This is a genomic window from Allorhizobium sp. NPDC080224, assembly GCF_050281005.1.
Classification (GTDB): Bacteria; Pseudomonadota; Alphaproteobacteria; order Rhizobiales; family Rhizobiaceae; genus Allorhizobium.
In genome coordinates, this window is record NZ_JBNNWJ010000001.1 from 1,306,514 (window position 1) to 1,322,449 (window position 15,936).

General features: G+C 62.3%; 10 protein-coding genes. 5 read left to right on the forward strand and 5 right to left on the reverse strand.

The annotated features are described in order from the left end of the window. Positions 1-51 precede the first annotated feature (51 nt). From ACQKP1_RS06535 to ACQKP1_RS06545, 3 genes are read left to right on the forward strand one after another with little or no spacing between them, the layout of a single operon-like run. The gene (locus tag ACQKP1_RS06535; RefSeq protein WP_427274652.1) at positions 52-810 is read left to right on the forward strand and encodes a response regulator transcription factor; all 759 of its coding nucleotides are present in this window, start codon (positions 52-54) and stop codon (positions 808-810) included. Position 811: 1 nt separating this feature from the next. Further along, positions 812-2,227: a sensor histidine kinase gene (locus ACQKP1_RS06540; protein WP_427274653.1), complete on the forward strand. Its 1,416-nt coding sequence runs from the start codon at positions 812-814 to the stop codon at positions 2,225-2,227. 52 nt (positions 2,228-2,279) lie between these two features. Continuing rightward, positions 2,280-5,231 carry a bifunctional [glutamine synthetase] adenylyltransferase/[glutamine synthetase]-adenylyl-L-tyrosine phosphorylase gene (locus tag ACQKP1_RS06545; protein ID WP_427274654.1) on the forward strand — a complete coding sequence of 984 codons (2,952 nt, stop codon included), beginning with the start codon at positions 2,280-2,282 and terminating at the stop codon, positions 5,229-5,231. 92 nt (positions 5,232-5,323) lie between these two features. Here the strand turns inward: ACQKP1_RS06545 and ACQKP1_RS06550 are convergent, their stop codons facing one another. The 3 genes from ACQKP1_RS06550 to ACQKP1_RS06560 form a co-directional block, all read right to left on the reverse strand. Beyond that, positions 5,324-7,684: an ATP-binding protein gene (locus ACQKP1_RS06550; RefSeq protein ID WP_427274655.1), complete on the reverse strand. Its 2,361-nt coding sequence runs from the start codon at positions 7,682-7,684 to the stop codon at positions 5,324-5,326. 263 nt (positions 7,685-7,947) lie between these two features. Continuing rightward, the gene (gene pepN / locus ACQKP1_RS06555; protein WP_427274656.1) at positions 7,948-10,596 is read right to left on the reverse strand and encodes an aminopeptidase N; all 2,649 of its coding nucleotides are present in this window, start codon (positions 10,594-10,596) and stop codon (positions 7,948-7,950) included. Between the two features lie 248 nt (positions 10,597-10,844). Continuing rightward, the gene (locus tag ACQKP1_RS06560) at positions 10,845-11,954 is read right to left on the reverse strand and encodes a methyl-accepting chemotaxis protein (RefSeq protein WP_203014152.1); all 1,110 of its coding nucleotides are present in this window, start codon (positions 11,952-11,954) and stop codon (positions 10,845-10,847) included. A 300-nt stretch (positions 11,955-12,254) separates the two neighbouring features. Here ACQKP1_RS06560 and ACQKP1_RS06565 point away from each other — a divergent pair, with 300 nt between their 5' ends. Then, positions 12,255-13,193, forward strand: a complete 939-nt coding sequence (locus tag ACQKP1_RS06565; protein WP_427274657.1) for a DMT family transporter — start codon at positions 12,255-12,257, stop codon at positions 13,191-13,193. 2 nt (positions 13,194-13,195) lie between these two features. On the opposite strand, the gene ACQKP1_RS06570 is transcribed toward ACQKP1_RS06565, so the two are convergent. Further along, positions 13,196-14,467 (reverse strand): MFS transporter, encoded by a 1,272-nt coding sequence (locus ACQKP1_RS06570; RefSeq protein ID WP_427274658.1) that lies wholly within the window; start codon positions 14,465-14,467, stop codon positions 13,196-13,198. Positions 14,468-14,794: 327 nt separating this feature from the next. On the opposite strand from ACQKP1_RS06570, the gene ACQKP1_RS06575 reads away from it, so the two are divergent. Continuing rightward, entirely contained in the window at positions 14,795-15,691 is an 897-nt protein-coding gene (locus tag ACQKP1_RS06575) for a hypothetical protein (protein ID WP_427274659.1), read from the forward strand. Positions 15,692-15,766: 75 nt separating this feature from the next. Here ACQKP1_RS06575 and ACQKP1_RS06580 read toward each other — a convergent pair whose 3' ends face one another. Further along, positions 15,767-15,925 (reverse strand): hypothetical protein, encoded by a 159-nt coding sequence (locus ACQKP1_RS06580; protein WP_157790723.1) that lies wholly within the window; start codon positions 15,923-15,925, stop codon positions 15,767-15,769. Between the last annotated feature and the right edge of the window lie 11 nt (positions 15,926-15,936).

Sequence of the window (15,936 nt, forward strand, 5' to 3'; positions counted from 1 at the left end):
CTTTGTCGCTTCCGGCGGTTGCGACCGCTGCGTGTCAGGAAAGGACAAAGCATGGGGATCGCGGAACACGGACAGCCGAAGTCCGGCGAAACCGTCTATACGGTGGCGGATGCCGCGGCTAATGTCGCGCACATGAAGATACTTGTCATCGAAGACGATCTGGAAGCTGCAGCCTACATGACCAAGGCCTTTCGCGAGGCCGGCATCGTCGCCGATCATGCGAGCGACGGCGAAAGCGGGCTCTTCATGGGCACCGAAAATGCTTATGACGTGATGGTCGTTGACCGCATGCTGCCGCGCCGGGATGGTCTCTCGGTCATCAGCGAGCTGCGCAAGCGCGGCATCGACACGCCTGTCCTGATCCTCTCGGCACTCGGCCAGGTCGATGACCGCGTCACCGGTTTGCGTGCCGGCGGCGACGACTATCTGCCGAAGCCCTATGCCTTTTCCGAACTGCTGGCGCGCGTCGAGGTGCTTGGCCGCCGCAAGGGCAAGCCGGAGCAGGACATGGTCTACCGGGTCGGCGATCTCGAACTCGACCGGCTGTCCCATGAGGTCAAGCGCGCGGGCAAGGAGATCCTGCTGCAGCCGCGTGAATTCCGCCTGCTGGAATACTTGATGAAGAATGCCGGGCAGGTGGTGACCCGCACCATGCTGCTCGAAAACGTCTGGGACTATCACTTCGACCCGCAGACCAATGTCATCGACGTGCATGTCTCGCGGTTGCGTTCGAAGATCGAGAAGGATTTCGACCGGCCGCTCTTAAAGACGGTGCGTGGCGCCGGTTACATGATCAAGGACGAAGGCTGACATGCGGCTGAAGTCCCGCATCGGGGTGCTGGCCAAGTCCACGGCCGTCCGGCTGTCTGCGCTCTACATCATTCTCTTTGCGCTCTGCGCCGCCTTCCTCGTCTTCTACGTGACGGGGCTGGCCGAGCGTATCCTCAACAATCAGACCCGTGATGCCCTTCGCCAGGAAGTGACCGAGATCCAGGGCGCCTTCGAGCGCGGCGGCATCAACCAGCTACTCAGAACCATGGAGAGGCGTGCCCGCCAGCCGGGCGCCAACCTCTATGTGATCGCGAGCCCCAACGGAGAGATCCTGGCCGGCAACGTCGCCTCGCTGCAGCCCGGCGTCTTCGATGAGGAAGGCTGGACCAATTTTCCGTTCCGCTATCAGCGTTATACCGACAGCGGCGCAGTGAAACGTCACCTGGCGACGGGCCATGTCTTTGTGCTCGAAAACGGGATCCGCGTGCTTGTTGGTCGCGATCTCGGCGAACCCGGAAAGCTCAGGCTGCTCGTCCGTCAGGCGCTGATGGTGGCGCTTCTGATCATGGGGGTCGGCGCGGTCGTCATCTGGTTTGCGATCGGCCGCAATGCCCTGAAACGCATCGACCGGGTTTCGGAAGCGAGCCAGAAGATCATGGCAGGCGATCTTTCGCAGCGACTGCCCGTATCGGGCTCTGGCGACGAGTTCGATCGCCTGTCGTCCTCGCTGAACGGCATGCTCGGGCGGATCGAACAGCTGAACGAGGGATTGCGCCAAGTCTCCGACAACATCGCCCACGACTTGAAGACGCCCTTGACGCGATTGCGCAACAAGGCGGCCGATGCGCTGAACGAGGATGACGCGAATGCCCGCAAGGCAGCGCTCGAGACAATCATCGGCGAATCCGATCAGCTCATCCGCACCTTCAATGCGCTTTTGATGATTTCGCGGGTGGAAGCAGGCTCGATAGCGGCAGAACTGTCCGACATCGACATCTCAGCAATTGCCGCCGACAGTGCCGAACTCTACGAGCCGGTGGCGGAGGAGGCGGGCCAGGCCATGATCTGCGAGATTTCGCCGAGCCTGTCCGTGCGCGGCAATCGCGAACTGGTGGGGCAGGCGATCTCCAACCTGATAGACAATGCCATCAAATATGGCAGCCAGGGTGCCGAGGGCTCGGAGATCCGCGTGCGTGTGTCGCGCGGGGCCGATGGCGTGGAGATTGCCGTCTCGGATCAGGGGCCGGGCGTGCCCGAAGACAAGCGCGCCGAAGTGGTGAAGCGCTTCGTGCGCCTCGACAAGAGCCGGTCGAAACCGGGCACAGGCCTGGGTCTGTCGCTCGTCGAGGCGATCATGGCGCTTCACGGCGGGCGACTTGTGCTGTCCGACACCCGCGGTGATCCTGATCATCCCGGCCTGACGGCGACCATGGTTTTTCCCGGACTGAAGCCGTAACCTGACCCGGTTTGAGATTCGCTAGAAATCTCGGCCGGGAGAGGAGACGCTGATGGGGAACGGCAGGACGAGCAGATTGTCCGATGTGGCAGAGGGCGTGATCCGCCCACTGAACCAGACGGAGCTCAAGGCGGCCAATGCGCTGCTGAAAGACCTGACGAAACAGGAGCCGGCGCTTGCCGAGCATCTTGCGGTCGATGGCCCGTTGCGCAGCTTCATCCTCGCGGCTTTCACACTGTCTCCCTATCTGCGCGACATCGCCAACCTGAAACCGTCTCTGCTGCTCGGTGCTGTCTCGGCGCCGATCGAGCCGCAAATCCTCGACGCGATCGAAGAGGCGCGCTCGGCCTGGAGGCCTGATGCATCCGGTGCCGTGCCCGGCGAGCCGGAGGTGATGGCCAGGCTGCGGCGCGCAAAGCGCAAGGTGGCATTTCTGACGGCACTTGCCGATCTCGCCCGGGTCTTCACCGCCCGCGACACCACGGCCTGGCTGAGTGCGGTGGCGGACGCGGCTGTTGCTGCTGCGATCAATCATCTGCTGCTGCTGGGTCATGATGGCGGCAAGCTGACGTTGAAGAACCGCGACGATCCCGCCGAAGGCAGCGGGCTGATCGTGCTCGGCATGGGCAAACACGGTGCTCGTGAGCTCAACTATTCCTCCGATATCGACCTCGTCATCTTCTACGATCCTGACTCCGGGATCCTTGGGGATCCCGACGACGCCATGGAAACCTACGCCCGGATGATGCGCCGTCTGGTGCGCATCCTGCAGGAACGCACGGCCGACGGTTATGTCTTCCGCACCGATCTTCGCCTCAGACCCGATCCGGGATCGACGCCGCTTGCCGTGCCGGTGGAGGCAGCGCTCATCTATTACGAGGGCAGGGGACAGAACTGGGAGCGGGCAGCCTTCATCAAGGCGCGACCGGTCGCCGGTGACCTGAAGGCCGGCGAGGGGTTCCTGCGGGAACTCGTGCCCTTCGTTTTCCGCAAATATCTCGACTATGCGGCAATCGCCGACATTCACTCGATCAAGCGCCAGATCCATGTGCACAAGGGGCACGGCGCAATCGCGGTCAAGGGGCACAATGTCAAGCTCGGTCGCGGCGGCATTCGCGAGATCGAATTCTTTGCTCAGACGCAGCAGCTGATCGCCGGCGGCCGCATGCCGGACCTCCGTTGCCGCCCGACGGAGGAGGCGCTGAAGGCGCTGGCCGCGGCGCGCTGGATCGATGAACAGACGGCCGAAGAACTGACCGACTGCTACTGGTTCATGCGCGATGTCGAGCACCGTATCCAGATGGTGCATGACGAGCAGACGCATGTCTTGCCCGAAACCGAGGCGGAGCTGAAGCGCATTGCCTTCATGCTAGGCTTCATCGACACGACCGCCTTCTCGCGGGCGCTGGAAACGACGCTGAAGACCGTCGAGAAGCGCTATGCCCGTCTTTTCGAAAAGGAGGAGGGCTTGTCGAGCGCGACGGGCAATCTCGTCTTCACCGGCCAGCAGGATGACCCGGACACTCTGAAGACGCTGAAGGGGCTCGGCTTCGAAAGGCCGGAAGCCATCTCCGGTGTGATCCGCACCTGGCACTATGGCCGTTACCGCGCGACGCAATCGGTGGAAGCGCGTGAGCGGTTGACCGAGATGACGCCGGATCTCTTGAAGGCCTTCGGCGAGAGCCGGCGGGCCGACGAGGCGCTGCTGCGCTTCGACAACTTCCTCTCAGGGCTTCCCGCCGGCATCCAGCTCTTCTCGCTGCTCGGCAACAATCCCGCCCTTCTCGACCTGATGGTCAACATCATGGCGGCCGCCCCGCGGCTTGCCGAGATCATCGCAGAGCGGCCGCATGTCTTCGACGGCATGCTGGATCCGGGTCTTCTGGTCGAGCTTCCCACCCGCGACTATCTCGCAAAACGGCTGAAGAGTTTCCTCTCCAGCGCCCGCCATTACGAGGAAATCCTCGACCGGCTGCGCATCTTTGCCGCCGAGCAGCGATTCCTGATCGGCATCCGCTTGCTGACCGGCTCGATCGGCGGCGTCCAGGCAGGCCACGCTTTCACCGACCTCGCCGACCTCGTCATCGACGAGGCGCTGAAGGCCGTCATCGCGGAGATGGAGGCGGCGCATGGCAAGATCCCCGGTGGCCGCGTGGCGCTGGCCGGCATGGGCAAGCTCGGCTCCTTCGAACTGACGGCAGGATCCGATGTCGATCTGATCCTGCTCTATGAGCATGACGACGATGCCTCTGAATCCGATGGTGCAAAGCCGCTTGATCCGGTGCGTTACTTTACCCGGCTAACCCAAAGGCTGATCGCGGCATTGTCTGCGCCCACGGCCGAAGGTGTGCTCTACGAGGTCGACATGCGGCTTCGCCCCTCAGGCAACAAGGGGCCGGTGGCAACGAGGCTTCGCGCCTTTGCCCGCTACCAGCGCGAAGAGGCCTGGACCTGGGAACACATGGCACTCTCGCGCGCTCGCATGATGTCCGGCGATGCGGGCCTCGTCGCCGAGGCCGAGCGGATCATCGAAGAGGTGCTGGCCGCTCCGCGCGATGGCGGAAAAACGGTCAAGGACGTGTTGGAAATGCGCGCCCTGATCGAACAGGAGAAGCCGGCCAAGGACATCTGGGACCTGAAGCTCATACCCGGCGGACTTGTCGATATCGAGTTCATTGCGCAATACCTGGCGCTGGTGGCTCCCGCGAAGGGTCACCGCGTGCGCACCAACGAATTGTCGACGGCGGACGCACTGAAGGCGCTCGGCGCGCTCATCGACCCCAACGATCTCGATATCTGCCTATCGGCGCTCAAGCTCTACACGGACCTGTCGCAGGTCATTCGCCTCTGCATCGACGGCCCCTTCGATCCCGCCAATGTGCCGGCCGGTCTCACCGACCGCGTCGCACGCGCGGCAGAAAGCCCCGACATGAAAACGGCCGAGGCAGAGGTGAAGCGGCTCTCGAAGGCGGTGAGGAAGGTGTTTTCGCGGGTGGTGTCGTAGCGGTCTTCTTGTGACCGCAAGGCCGCGCGGGGAACAGATCCGGCCCTCAAGAGGGCCGGGAACCAAGCCTCGTGTTCAGAGTGTGCCAGCGTTCACGCGCGCCGCTTCACGCCTTGGGCGAAGCTCACATCCGGGATGCGCATCGACACGACCGTACCCTGGCCCTCGCGGGAGCGGATCTTCAGCGAGCCGCCATGCAGCGCGACCAGTGAACGGGAGATGGCAAGGCCGAGGCCCGAGCCGCCCTTTGATTTTGCATACTGGCTCTGCACCTGTTCGAAAGGATTGCCGATCTTGCTGAGCGCGCTTTTCGGAATGCCGATGCCAGTATCGGCGATGGAGACGATCACGGCACCCTGAACTTTGCGGGCCCGAAGAGCGATCTTGCCGCCTTCATCGGTGAATTTCACGGCATTGGACAGGATGTTGAGCAGGATCTGCTTGATGGCGCGACGGTCGGCGACGAGTGAGAGGCTGGCTTCGACGCGTTGTTCGACGGTGATGTTCTTTTCTTCGGCCGGGATCGCGGTGAGGCGCATGCTCTCTTCGATCAGCGGGCAGAGATCTATGGTTTCGCAGCGGATCTTCATCTGTCCCGCCTCGATCTTCGACATGTCGAGAATGTCGTTGATGACGTTGAGCAGATGCTTGCCGCTTTCGTGGATGTCCTTGGCGTATTCCTCGTATTTCGGCGAACCGACCGGGCCGAACATGCGGGCGAGCAGGATTTCCGAGAAGCCGAGGATGGCGTTGAGTGGCGTCCTGAGTTCGTGGCTCATATTGGCCAGGAATTCCGACTTCGCCTTGTTGGCGGCCTCGGCGCGCTGCTTTTCGGCGAGATATTTCTCGTTGGCGTCGGAAAGCTCGGTCTTCTGGCGCTCCAGGATCTTCTGCGAGGCAGAGAGATCGCCGATGGTTGCCATCAGGCGTCGTTCCTGATCGCGCAGGCGCTCCTGATGACGCTTGAGCAGTGTGATGTCGGTGCCAACGGAGACAAGGCCGCCGTCGCGGGTGCGGCGTTCGTTGATCTGCAGCCAGCGTTCGTCGGCGAGCTGTACTTCCGAGGTGCGCGAATTGGTGCCGTCGTCGGCGTCGGCGATGCGGCGCTGGATGATCGGCTTGCCGGCGGCAGCCAGCACCAGCGAGCGTTCCTTGCCGGGCACCAGCACGTCGTCAGGCAAGCCGTAGACCTTCTGGAAATGGCCGTTCCAGGCGACCAGCTTGTCATTCTTGTCCCAGAGCACGAAGGCTTCCGAGGTGCATTCGATCGCGTCGGCGAGGCGCTGGTCGGCTTCGGCATAACGCTGGGCGAGGCGATGCTGCTCGGTCACGTCCATTGCAATGCCAATGACATGCAGGTCGCCGGTGTTGGACGAGATGATCTGAGCGCGGGCACGCATCCAGACATAGTGGCCCTGGGCGTGGCGCATGCGGAAGATCTGGTCGATGTGGCGCGAGCTGCCGCGACCGACCGAGCGGGCGAGGGCATAAAGATTTCCATCGTCGGGATGCATCAGGCGGGCGGCATCGGCGAAGGCCAATGGCTGGGTGGAAGGCGTGAGGCCGAGCATGTCGTACATCGAGCGCGACCAGACCAGCTTGCGGCTTTCCAGATCGAAGTCCCAGAGGCCGCAGCGACCGCGGGCGAGCGCCGTTTCCACCCGCAAGTTGGATTCGAGGAAGGTATCGTCCGCCTCGCGGGCCCGCTTCACCTGGTAGAAATAGGCATACAGGATGACGAAGAGGATGACGGTGATGCAGATGAAGAGCGTGACGTTGAGCGACAGCTCGCGGCGCCAGAACTCTTCGACCGACTGCAGCGAATGGGCAGCAACGATGACAGCGCCATCGGCGCCAACAGGCGTGAAGATGGCGTGATGCGGCACGCCATTGATATCCGTTTCGATCGCGCCGGTACGGCTGCCCGATTTGCGGATGGTCATCATTTCCGGCAGCAGGCTAACCATCGTCGAGCCGACCTGACCGGCAGCTTCTGGCGACGAGGCGAAGACGCGGCCGCTGGGATCAACGAGCAGCACGAAGGCGCCGTTGGCAAAATGCTCGCGGTCGAGATAGGTGGCGAGGCGCTTCTCGGCCTCGGTGCGATTGCGGGTTTCGAAGAGTGTCGCCTGCTCGGCGAGCGCGGCATTGACCGTTGCTGCGATCAGCGCGGTCGACTGCCGGGCGGCTGTGGCCATGCGCTGGTGCTCGTTGACGATGCCGATGGTGCGGGCGAGCGCGACCACGGCCAGAAAGGCAAGAATGAGGATCGGGATTGCCCGGCGCAGGATCGTCTCGATCCGCCTCGAGCGGACAGAGACTTCGGCCTGACCCGCAATCGGCGAGGACGAACCGAAAGACCGTCGTCCGAGCCGCGCGAGAAATCCAACCATGTCCGAAAATTTGATGCGCAGCCGCTCATCGGCTGCGGTGACCCGCCGCGCGTCCAACATCGTCCCTGCCTCTGTCCCTCGTGTGATTCGAGCGCCGCTTGCCCGAATCTGACGCCAAGGAATCATGGTCGATTCGGCTTGTCCAGAGCCGGTGCGTAAAGAAAATATTAACCCATTGCTCCGACTCCGCTTTTTTATCGGCGTCAGTGCAAGAGGCTGAATCTCATGGAAAATTAGCCGACGTTCGGCGGCCGGAAAACGATCGAGGACGAAAAAAGGCGCCGGTTTTCGGGGCGCCTTTTCCCTCGAATGGGATGTGTCGATCAGCCCTTCAAGATGCGGTCGACGATATCGCGCACGTCGGTGGACAGCGTCGCCGACGCTTCGATGGTCGCAAGCGCCGCGCGCGCCTTGTCGGCACGCCCGGCTTCCAGCAGCCGCCAGGAACGCAGGGCGGTCAGCAGGCGTGCCGCAAGCTGCGGGTTACGAGGGTCGATCGCAAGGATCTGCTCGGCAAAGAATGCATAGGCCGCGCCGTCGGCACGGTTGAAGCCGGTCGCATTGCCGAAGGCGAAGGTGCCGACGAGAGAGCGCACGCGGTTCGGATTGGTCGGCTGGAAATGCGGGCTTGTCATCAAGACCTTGACCCGGTCGAGGCTCGCCGCACCCGGGATCGTCGCCTGGATGGTGAACCACTTGTCGAGCACGAGCGCGTTCGACGCGAAGCGGGTCTCGAAAGCGGTGAGCGCCTGCTTCGTCTCTTCCGCATCGGGGAAGCGATGGGCGAGGATGGTGAGGGCCTGCGACAGGTCCGTCATGTTGTCGGCCTTGGCAAATGCCTCGGCGGCCAGCGCCGGGGTGTTTTCCGCCAGTGACAGGAAGGAAAGCGCAAGGTTCTTCAGCGCCCGCTTGCCTGCACCTGCGGCATCTGGCGAGAAGGGGCCGGAAGCCGAATGGGTGGCGTGCAGCTTGCGGAAGACATCGGCGCCTGCCGTGGCGATGGCGCTGAGCACGGCCTGGCGGCCGGCATGGATAGCGTCGGGATCGTTGTTGCCGCCCAGTTCACGGGCGATGTCGGCTTCGCTCGGAAGCGAGAGCGCCTGGGCGCGGAAGGCAGGCTCCAGCGCCTCGTCCGCTGCCACTGCAAGCAGGACGTCGACGAAAGCGGGGTCGGCCGCCACGGTACCACCGTCACGGGCGGTCTTCCCAGCATCGATCAGGGCCGGCAGAGCGAGGTCAGTGATCGCCTGCCAGCGGGCGAAGAGGTCGCTGTCGTGGCGGGCGATATGGCCGCGATCCTCAGCGCTCTGCGAGAAATGCAGGGTGACCGGAGCGGAGAAGCCGCGGTTGAGCGAGACAACAGGGCGGCTGCCGATGCCCGAGAAGGTGAAGCTCTGGGCGCGCTGGGTGAGGTGCAGCACATCGCCGGTGACGTCGCCGCCGGCGATGGACGAAGCTGTGGCTTCCGAGCCGTTTTCCGAGATCAGCGCGAAGCGAAGCGGGATGTGCATCGGCTCCTTGTTGCTCTGGCCGGGCGTTGCCGGGCTCATCTGCTCGAGCGACAGCGTCAGGGTCTTTGCAGACGCGTCATAGGCAGAGGAGACGGTGATCTGCGGCGTACCGGCCTGGTGATACCAGAGCGAGAACTGCGTGAGATCGCGACCGCTCGCATCCTCGAAGCACTTGACGAAATCCTCGACCGTCGCGGCATCGCCGTCATGACGTTCGAAGTAGAGGTCCATGCCCTTCTTGAAATCGTCGCGGCCGAGGATGGTCGCGATCATCCGGGTGACTTCGGAGCCCTTCTCGTAGACGGTCGTCGTGTAGAAGTTGTTGATTTCGCGATACTTGGTCGGGCGCACCGGATGGGCGAGCGGACCTGCATCCTCCGGGAACTGCTCCGAGCGCAGGTGGCGGACTTCGGCGATCCGCTTGACCGAACGCGAGCGCATGTCGGCGGAGAATTCATGGTCGCGATAGACGGTGAGGCCTTCCTTCAGGCAGAGCTGAAACCAGTCGCGGCAGGTGATGCGGTTGCCGGTCCAGTTGTGAAAGTATTCATGCGCGATGATGGCCTCGATATTCGCGTAGTCCTGGTCGGTCGCGGTCTCGGGATCGGCGAGCACGTACTTGTCGTTGAAGATGTTGAGGCCCTTGTTTTCCATGGCCCCCATGTTGAAGTCGGAGACGGCGACGATCATGAAGATGTCGAGATCGTATTCGCGTCCAAAGACCTCTTCGTCCCACTTCATCGAGCGCTTCAGCGCATCCATGGCATAGGCCGCACGCGGCTCCTTGCCGTGTTCGACATAAATCTTCAGGGCCACTTCGCGGCCGGACATCGTGGTGAACGTGTCTTCGACCACGCCGAGATCGCCGGCAACCAGCGCAAAGAGATAGGACGGCTTCGGATGCGGGTCGAACCAGGCGGCGAAATGCTTGTCCGGGCCGAAGCCGGCGCCGCCGAGGAAATTGCCGTTGGAGAGCAGCAGCGGGTTGGCTGCCTTGTCGGCGATGATGTTGATCGTATAGACGGCGAGCACATCCGGGCGATCGGGGAAATAGGTGATGCGGCGGAAGCCCTCGGCCTCGCACTGGGTGCAATAGATGCCGTTCGAGCGGTAGAGGCCCATAAGCTGAGTGTTTGCCTCCGGATTGATCATCGTGACTACGGTGATCTCAAAGGGCGTCGACTCCGGCAGGTCGCGGATCGTCAGGCTCTCGGGCGTCGCGGTATAGCGCGCAGGATCCAGCTCGATCTGGTCGAAGAGAAGGCTTGTCATGGTGAGGTCGTCACCGTCGAGCACCAGGGGGGCTGCCGCATCGACGCCTTCGCGCCGATGGAAGATCAACCGGGCTTCCACCTTGGTTTCCGTCGGGTCCAGTTCGAAGGTCAGATCAACCCGTTCCAGAACGAAGTCGGTGGGGCGGTAGTCTGCCAGATGAACGATCCGGCCCGTATCTGTGCGCATAATGTGTCCTGGTCGCTGCGGGGTTGGCCACCATGGCACGGCACGAGCGCTAAGGCACGTGACCGCCTGGGGTCAAGTTGTCGCGATGATTGCAGCAATTTCTGAACGATTGTTAAAACACGAGTTATTTTTACGATGCTCTTGATCCTGGAGCCGCTTTTCTTGGGTTTCACGGCCGAGATCGCGCTTCAAATCCAAGAATAGTCACCAGAATATCTTTGAGAATACCGGCCGAAATGTGGGCGGCATCATCGCAACCGGAGTTGCTGGCGCAGCGTTTCGTCGCTGTCCATCGTCTGGATGATCACCCCGGACCAGCCGAGGCCATCATAGTCCTCGTAGCCGAGTGTCTTTGCGAAGGCGACGATCGCGCCGCTCTGGTCATAATAGCTGCCCTTGGCGAGCTGAGCGGGATTGCTGAGTGCGAAATGGGTGTAGATCCGCTCCGGACGGGAGGAGGCGATCACCATATTGCTGCCGTCGAGCAACAGGACTTCCGTCTTCTCGGCGACCTGCGGCGGCAGGTTCGCCTCTTTCTCGACGATGGCCTGGCCCTGGGCCTTCCAGTCGAAATAGACGCCGAGCGTGCCGAGAAGCGCGCCGTCGCTGCGGCCGCCCTCCCGGATGCCGGTGGCGTAAACCAGCACATCCCTATTGTCGTGCACGAGGCTGCGCTTGACGGTGTCGACGATATAGTCGTCACCGCTCTGGCAGGTGCGGGCGGCCTGGAACCAGGCTTCGCTGGACAGATTCCGGTCCTTGAGGCTCCGATGATATCGGGGATTGGCCGATGCGATGACCTTGCCGGCGGCGTCGGTCAAGACGAGATCGAGATAGACCGTGTAGAAGCGGTTGATGACGCCAAGCCGTGCGGATGCATGCTGGGCCCGTTCGGGCGAGGGCTGTTCGAGCGCCTCCCAAAGCGCGCTGTCGGTTGCCCACCAGCGCACGTCTGCCGTCCGCTCGAAGAGATTGCGGACGATGAACTGCACGAGCGTCTGGGCAAGGTCGATCAGTCTCACGCCTTCCATCTGATCGACGAGATCATCCGCCATGGTCCGGCTCTGCCGGATGCGTCCGAGTACGTTCTCCTGAAACCGCTCTGCGGTTTCTCCCGCACCCTGAGCGAGACGCTGGACCTCGTTGGCAACGACGGCGAAACCCTTGCCGGCCTCACCGGCACGCGCCGCCTCGATCAGGGCATTGATCGCAAGAAGGCGGATCTGGCGCACGATATGGGCGTTGTCGGCGCTGAACTGCTCGAGATCGGTGCCGATACTCTCGGTGACAAGGCGCATGGACCGGGGTGTGGCGCGGATCTCTGAAATGGAATTGGTCTGGTATTCGGTCTGCGGCATGGCACCAAACCCCGGTTTGAAAAGAGCGAGCAACAAAGACGGCGCAAGGCCGCATTAATATGACTTATTGACAGGAAAGATAATTTCCTCGTTTGAACGGCTGGTTAACGGAAGATGGCCAGAAACCCGGTGTTTTCGGCCATTTCTGGGGAGAACCTCGCGGCATCGACACCGGTTCGGCACTTGCGCGGGACCGGCGGGCATGCATGCTAGGCCACAGCCCGAGTCCACGGCGGCATCGCTGCCGGCTCAAAATCCCTGTGCGATTGCGCATAGCCTGCCCGCAAGAATCTGATCACCATGGCCTTTGCCGATCCCAATCCTCTCCGCGGCATCGTGCTGAAAGTCTGCTCGGTGACTGTCTTCGTCGCCATGCAGACCTGCATCAAGCTTGCAGGCAGTGGCATTCCGCCGGGCCAGATCAGCTTTCACCGCTCGGCTTTCGCTATCGTGCCGATCCTCGTCTATCTCGCCTGGCGCGGCGAATTGCGGCAGGCGTTCCAGACAGACAACCCGGTCGGCCATGTGAAGCGCGGTTTGCTCGGCGTTTGCGCCATGGGGGCAGGCTTCTATGGGCTGGTCCATCTGCCGCTGCCGGATGCGATCGCCATTGGCTATGCAATGCCGCTGATTGCCGTCGTCTTTGCAGCCATCTTCCTGAAGGAGACCGTCCGGCTTTATCGCTGGACGGCGGTCGTGATCGGGCTTGTCGGAGTTCTGATCATTTCGCTTCCGAAGCTGACGCTGTTCGGCGAGGAGGGGCTGGGCTCAGACGTGGCGGTGGGCGCCCTGGCCGTGCTGGTTTCGGCAATCCTCGGGGCAGGGGCCATGCTGCAGGTCCGCCAGCTGGTGCGCGAGGAAAAGACCTCGACCATCGTCCTCTTCTTTTCCCTGACAGCAGCACTTCTTTCCGCGCTCACCTGGTTCTTCGGCTGGGCCGATCTCTCCTGGCAGGGGCTCGGGCTGCTCGCCCTTGCTGGCTTCTTTGGCGGGCTGGGTCAGATCTTCCTGACAGAAAGCTATCGTTTTGCCGATGTCTCGACGATCGCGCCCTTCGAATATTGTTCGATCATCCTCGGCTCGATCGCCGCCTATCTGCTGTTTTCAGAGGTGCCCACGATGACGACCCTGACCGGCGCGGCGATCGTGGTGGCCGCCGGCATCTTCATCATCTACCGCGAACACCAGCTTGGTCTTGAACGGCGGGCGGCCCGCAAGGCATCGACTCCACAGGGTTGAGCTTAGCGCCCGGGCTCGATCCCGAGCTCCAGCTGCTCCTCCAATTCAGGCTCAGGCAGCGGAGAGGCGTTGTCTGCGCCCTGCATCGGCAGGATCGTCGCCTGGAAATCGGTCTTCTCTTCCGGCGTCACGTCATCAGGGCGCCGGGTGATGCGGTAGGCCGCATAGCCGGCATAAAGCGCAAAGGCCATCCCGAGGAAAACGATGAGCGCGCTCGGCCCCGACCATTGCATAAGCGTGCCTGCCATGATCGGACCGGTGACCGTACCCATGCCGTAGAGGATCATGATGGCGCTCGACAGCGTCACATATTCATGCGGCTCGGCGAGGTCGTTGGCATGGGCGACGTTGAGCGAATAGACCGGATAGAGCACGGTGCCGACGAAGAAGCCGGCGATATAGAGCGCGGTTGGGTCATCCGCGCCGAAAGCGATCATCGTTCCGCAGGCGCCGACGCCGAAGAGGCCGGAGGCAATCATCACGAAGCGGCGATCCATGCGGTCCGATATGCGTCCGATCGGTACCTGAGAGATTGCGCCACCGGCGAGGAAGGCAGCCAGTAGTGTGGCGCCTTGCGCCGTGGTCATGCCGATCGTCTGGGAATAGACGCCGCCGAGACTGCCCCAGGTGCCTGATAGTGCGCCTGAGAGCAGCGAGCCGAAGAAGGCAATCGGCGACCGGCGGTAGAGCCTTTTCAGGTCGAAGCGCGCCTCGGCAATCGGGCTTGGAGACTTGGCCGTCGACAGGGCGACAGGAAAGAGTGCCAGCGAGAAGATCAGCGCGCAAATAATGAAAAGGTTCGGCCCATTCACATCGCCGAGCGGCACGATGTACTGGCCGCCGATCGAGCCGACGAGGCAGGTCACCATGTAGACGGAAAACAGGGCGCCGCGATTGTCATTCGTCACGCGCTCATTGAGCCAGCTTTCGATCAGGAGATAGGCGCCGGCAATGGCAAAGCCGGAAAGGCCGCGGAAGATTATCCAGGCCCACCATTCGACGACGAGCGCGCAAAGCAGGATGGAGACGGTCAGGAGCGTGATCAGAGCGCCGAAGACCCGCACATGCCCGACGCGACGCACGAAGATCGGCGTGACGATGCAGGAAACCGTGAAGCCGAAGGTATAGCCTGTGGCAATCACGGAAATGATGAAGGTCGACCATCCCTCATTGAGCGAGCGGATCGGCAGCATGTAGCCCATCAATCCGAAGCCCGCCATCATCAGCAGCGTCGACAGCATCAGGGTGGCGATGGAGGCGAGACTGGACAGCATTTGGCCTCCGTGGGGCGCAATTGGGAACGAGAATACTGCCAGTATCGCCGGGCAGGTGAAATGTCGAATACGACGCAAGGCGACGCAATCATGAACGCCATATCATTCTTCCCTCGCGCTTTGGCAATAAGGGATTGAAACGTCGTCAGGAATTCGTTTACCTTCACAACAACAGCGTCAGAGAGGCGTCGGACCCAGTGTCCACGTCAGCCAAAGGGATCGAATGGGGACGACCGCGGCGAGCAGAGGAATGGACCGGCACGCATTGCGATGCCTGACCGTGTCGATCTCCTGTGCCGCCTGGAACTCCGGATCCTGGAGGCCGTCATGACGCTCTCCTCCAACGATATTGCCGGTCATCCTCAATTCGCCGCCGCATTGGGGGCCTATGCTGGCAAGTTGCGCGGCCAGTTCGATCAGAGCCCAAGGCTTTCACGCATGCTGGCATCGCATCAGCGCTGGCTGCTCAGCCAGGCGGCCTTTGCGCTACAGCTTGAATATGATCCCACCCAGCCGGGAAGCGGACTGACGACGACCAATCTGCGGGAAATCATCACCTCGAACAATGCCGCTAGCCGCAACACGGTTCTCAATTTCCTCGATCAGCTTCTGAGCTACAAGTTCGTTCGCATCGTCGGCGATCCGAACCGTCGGCCGAAGCGCTACGAGGCGACGGAATTGCCGACCCGCGCCATGTATCAATGGCTGCTGACCAATCTGGAGCTCCTCGATCATCTGGATGGTGGCAACCGGGCCGAGACACTTGCGGCCGAGCCGGATCTCTTCCGTCTCATCCAGCCGCAGATCGCCCGCCATGCCTGTCTCAATCCGAGCTGGCTGGAGCCGCCGTCGCGCGTGGCGCTGTTCCTGTGGACCGAGGCGGGTGGTCTCGTCATGGATGAGCTGGTGCGCCGGGCGATGGAGGATGCCCCCGATGGCGACGGATACAATATCGGTCGCATCGATGCTCGGGTCATGGCCGAGCACTTCATGATCTCCCGCACCCACCTCCAACGGCTTTTCCGCCGCGCGGTGGAAACGGGCTGCCTTTATTGGCCCACTGGCGATCGCAACCACTGCATCCTCAAGCGCGATTTTCTCGAGGAGTATTGCGGCTGGCAGGCGATCAAGTTTGCGATCGTCGACTTTGCCTATGAGCGGATCTGCGGACCTGTTCGCCTGGGAAAGTCTGATCCCCGCCTCGGGGCTGTCGGTGGCTTCTAGATACTCTTTCAGCCTCTAAACGCAAAAAGGCCCGCGAAAAGCGGGCCCAAAGAACGGCTTGTCGTCAGGAAGGAATCAGAAGCCGAGCGGCTGCAAAGCGCGCTCGACGCCACGATCCTGCGCCTGCTGGCGCTTGCGGGCCGCAGTCGAGAATTCTTCCGAAGCGCTGACCGCGTGGCCGATACTGTGCATGGCCTGGCGCAGGCTGCGGACGGGGTGGAACGAGATGTTCATGGTCTTATCCT

Coding starts and splice junctions, on each gene's coding strand:
- ACQKP1_RS06580 (WP_157790723.1), bottom strand. CDS start 15,925: ATGAACATCTCGTTCCACCCCGTCCGCAGCCTGCGCCAGGCCATGCAC.
- ACQKP1_RS06545 (WP_427274654.1), top strand. CDS start 2,280: ATGGGGAACGGCAGGACGAGCAGATTGTCCGATGTGGCAGAGGGCGTG.
- ACQKP1_RS06540 (WP_427274653.1), top strand. CDS start 812: ATGCGGCTGAAGTCCCGCATCGGGGTGCTGGCCAAGTCCACGGCCGTC.
- ACQKP1_RS06550 (WP_427274655.1), bottom strand. CDS start 7,684: ATGTTGGACGCGCGGCGGGTCACCGCAGCCGATGAGCGGCTGCGCATC.
- ACQKP1_RS06565 (WP_427274657.1), top strand. CDS start 12,255: ATGGCCTTTGCCGATCCCAATCCTCTCCGCGGCATCGTGCTGAAAGTC.
- ACQKP1_RS06535 (WP_427274652.1), top strand. CDS start 52: ATGGGGATCGCGGAACACGGACAGCCGAAGTCCGGCGAAACCGTCTAT.
- ACQKP1_RS06570 (WP_427274658.1), bottom strand. CDS start 14,467: ATGCTGTCCAGTCTCGCCTCCATCGCCACCCTGATGCTGTCGACGCTG.
- pepN (WP_427274656.1), bottom strand. CDS start 10,596: ATGCGCACAGATACGGGCCGGATCGTTCATCTGGCAGACTACCGCCCC.
- ACQKP1_RS06575 (WP_427274659.1), top strand. CDS start 14,795: ATGACGCTCTCCTCCAACGATATTGCCGGTCATCCTCAATTCGCCGCC.
- ACQKP1_RS06560 (WP_203014152.1), bottom strand. CDS start 11,954: ATGCCGCAGACCGAATACCAGACCAATTCCATTTCAGAGATCCGCGCC.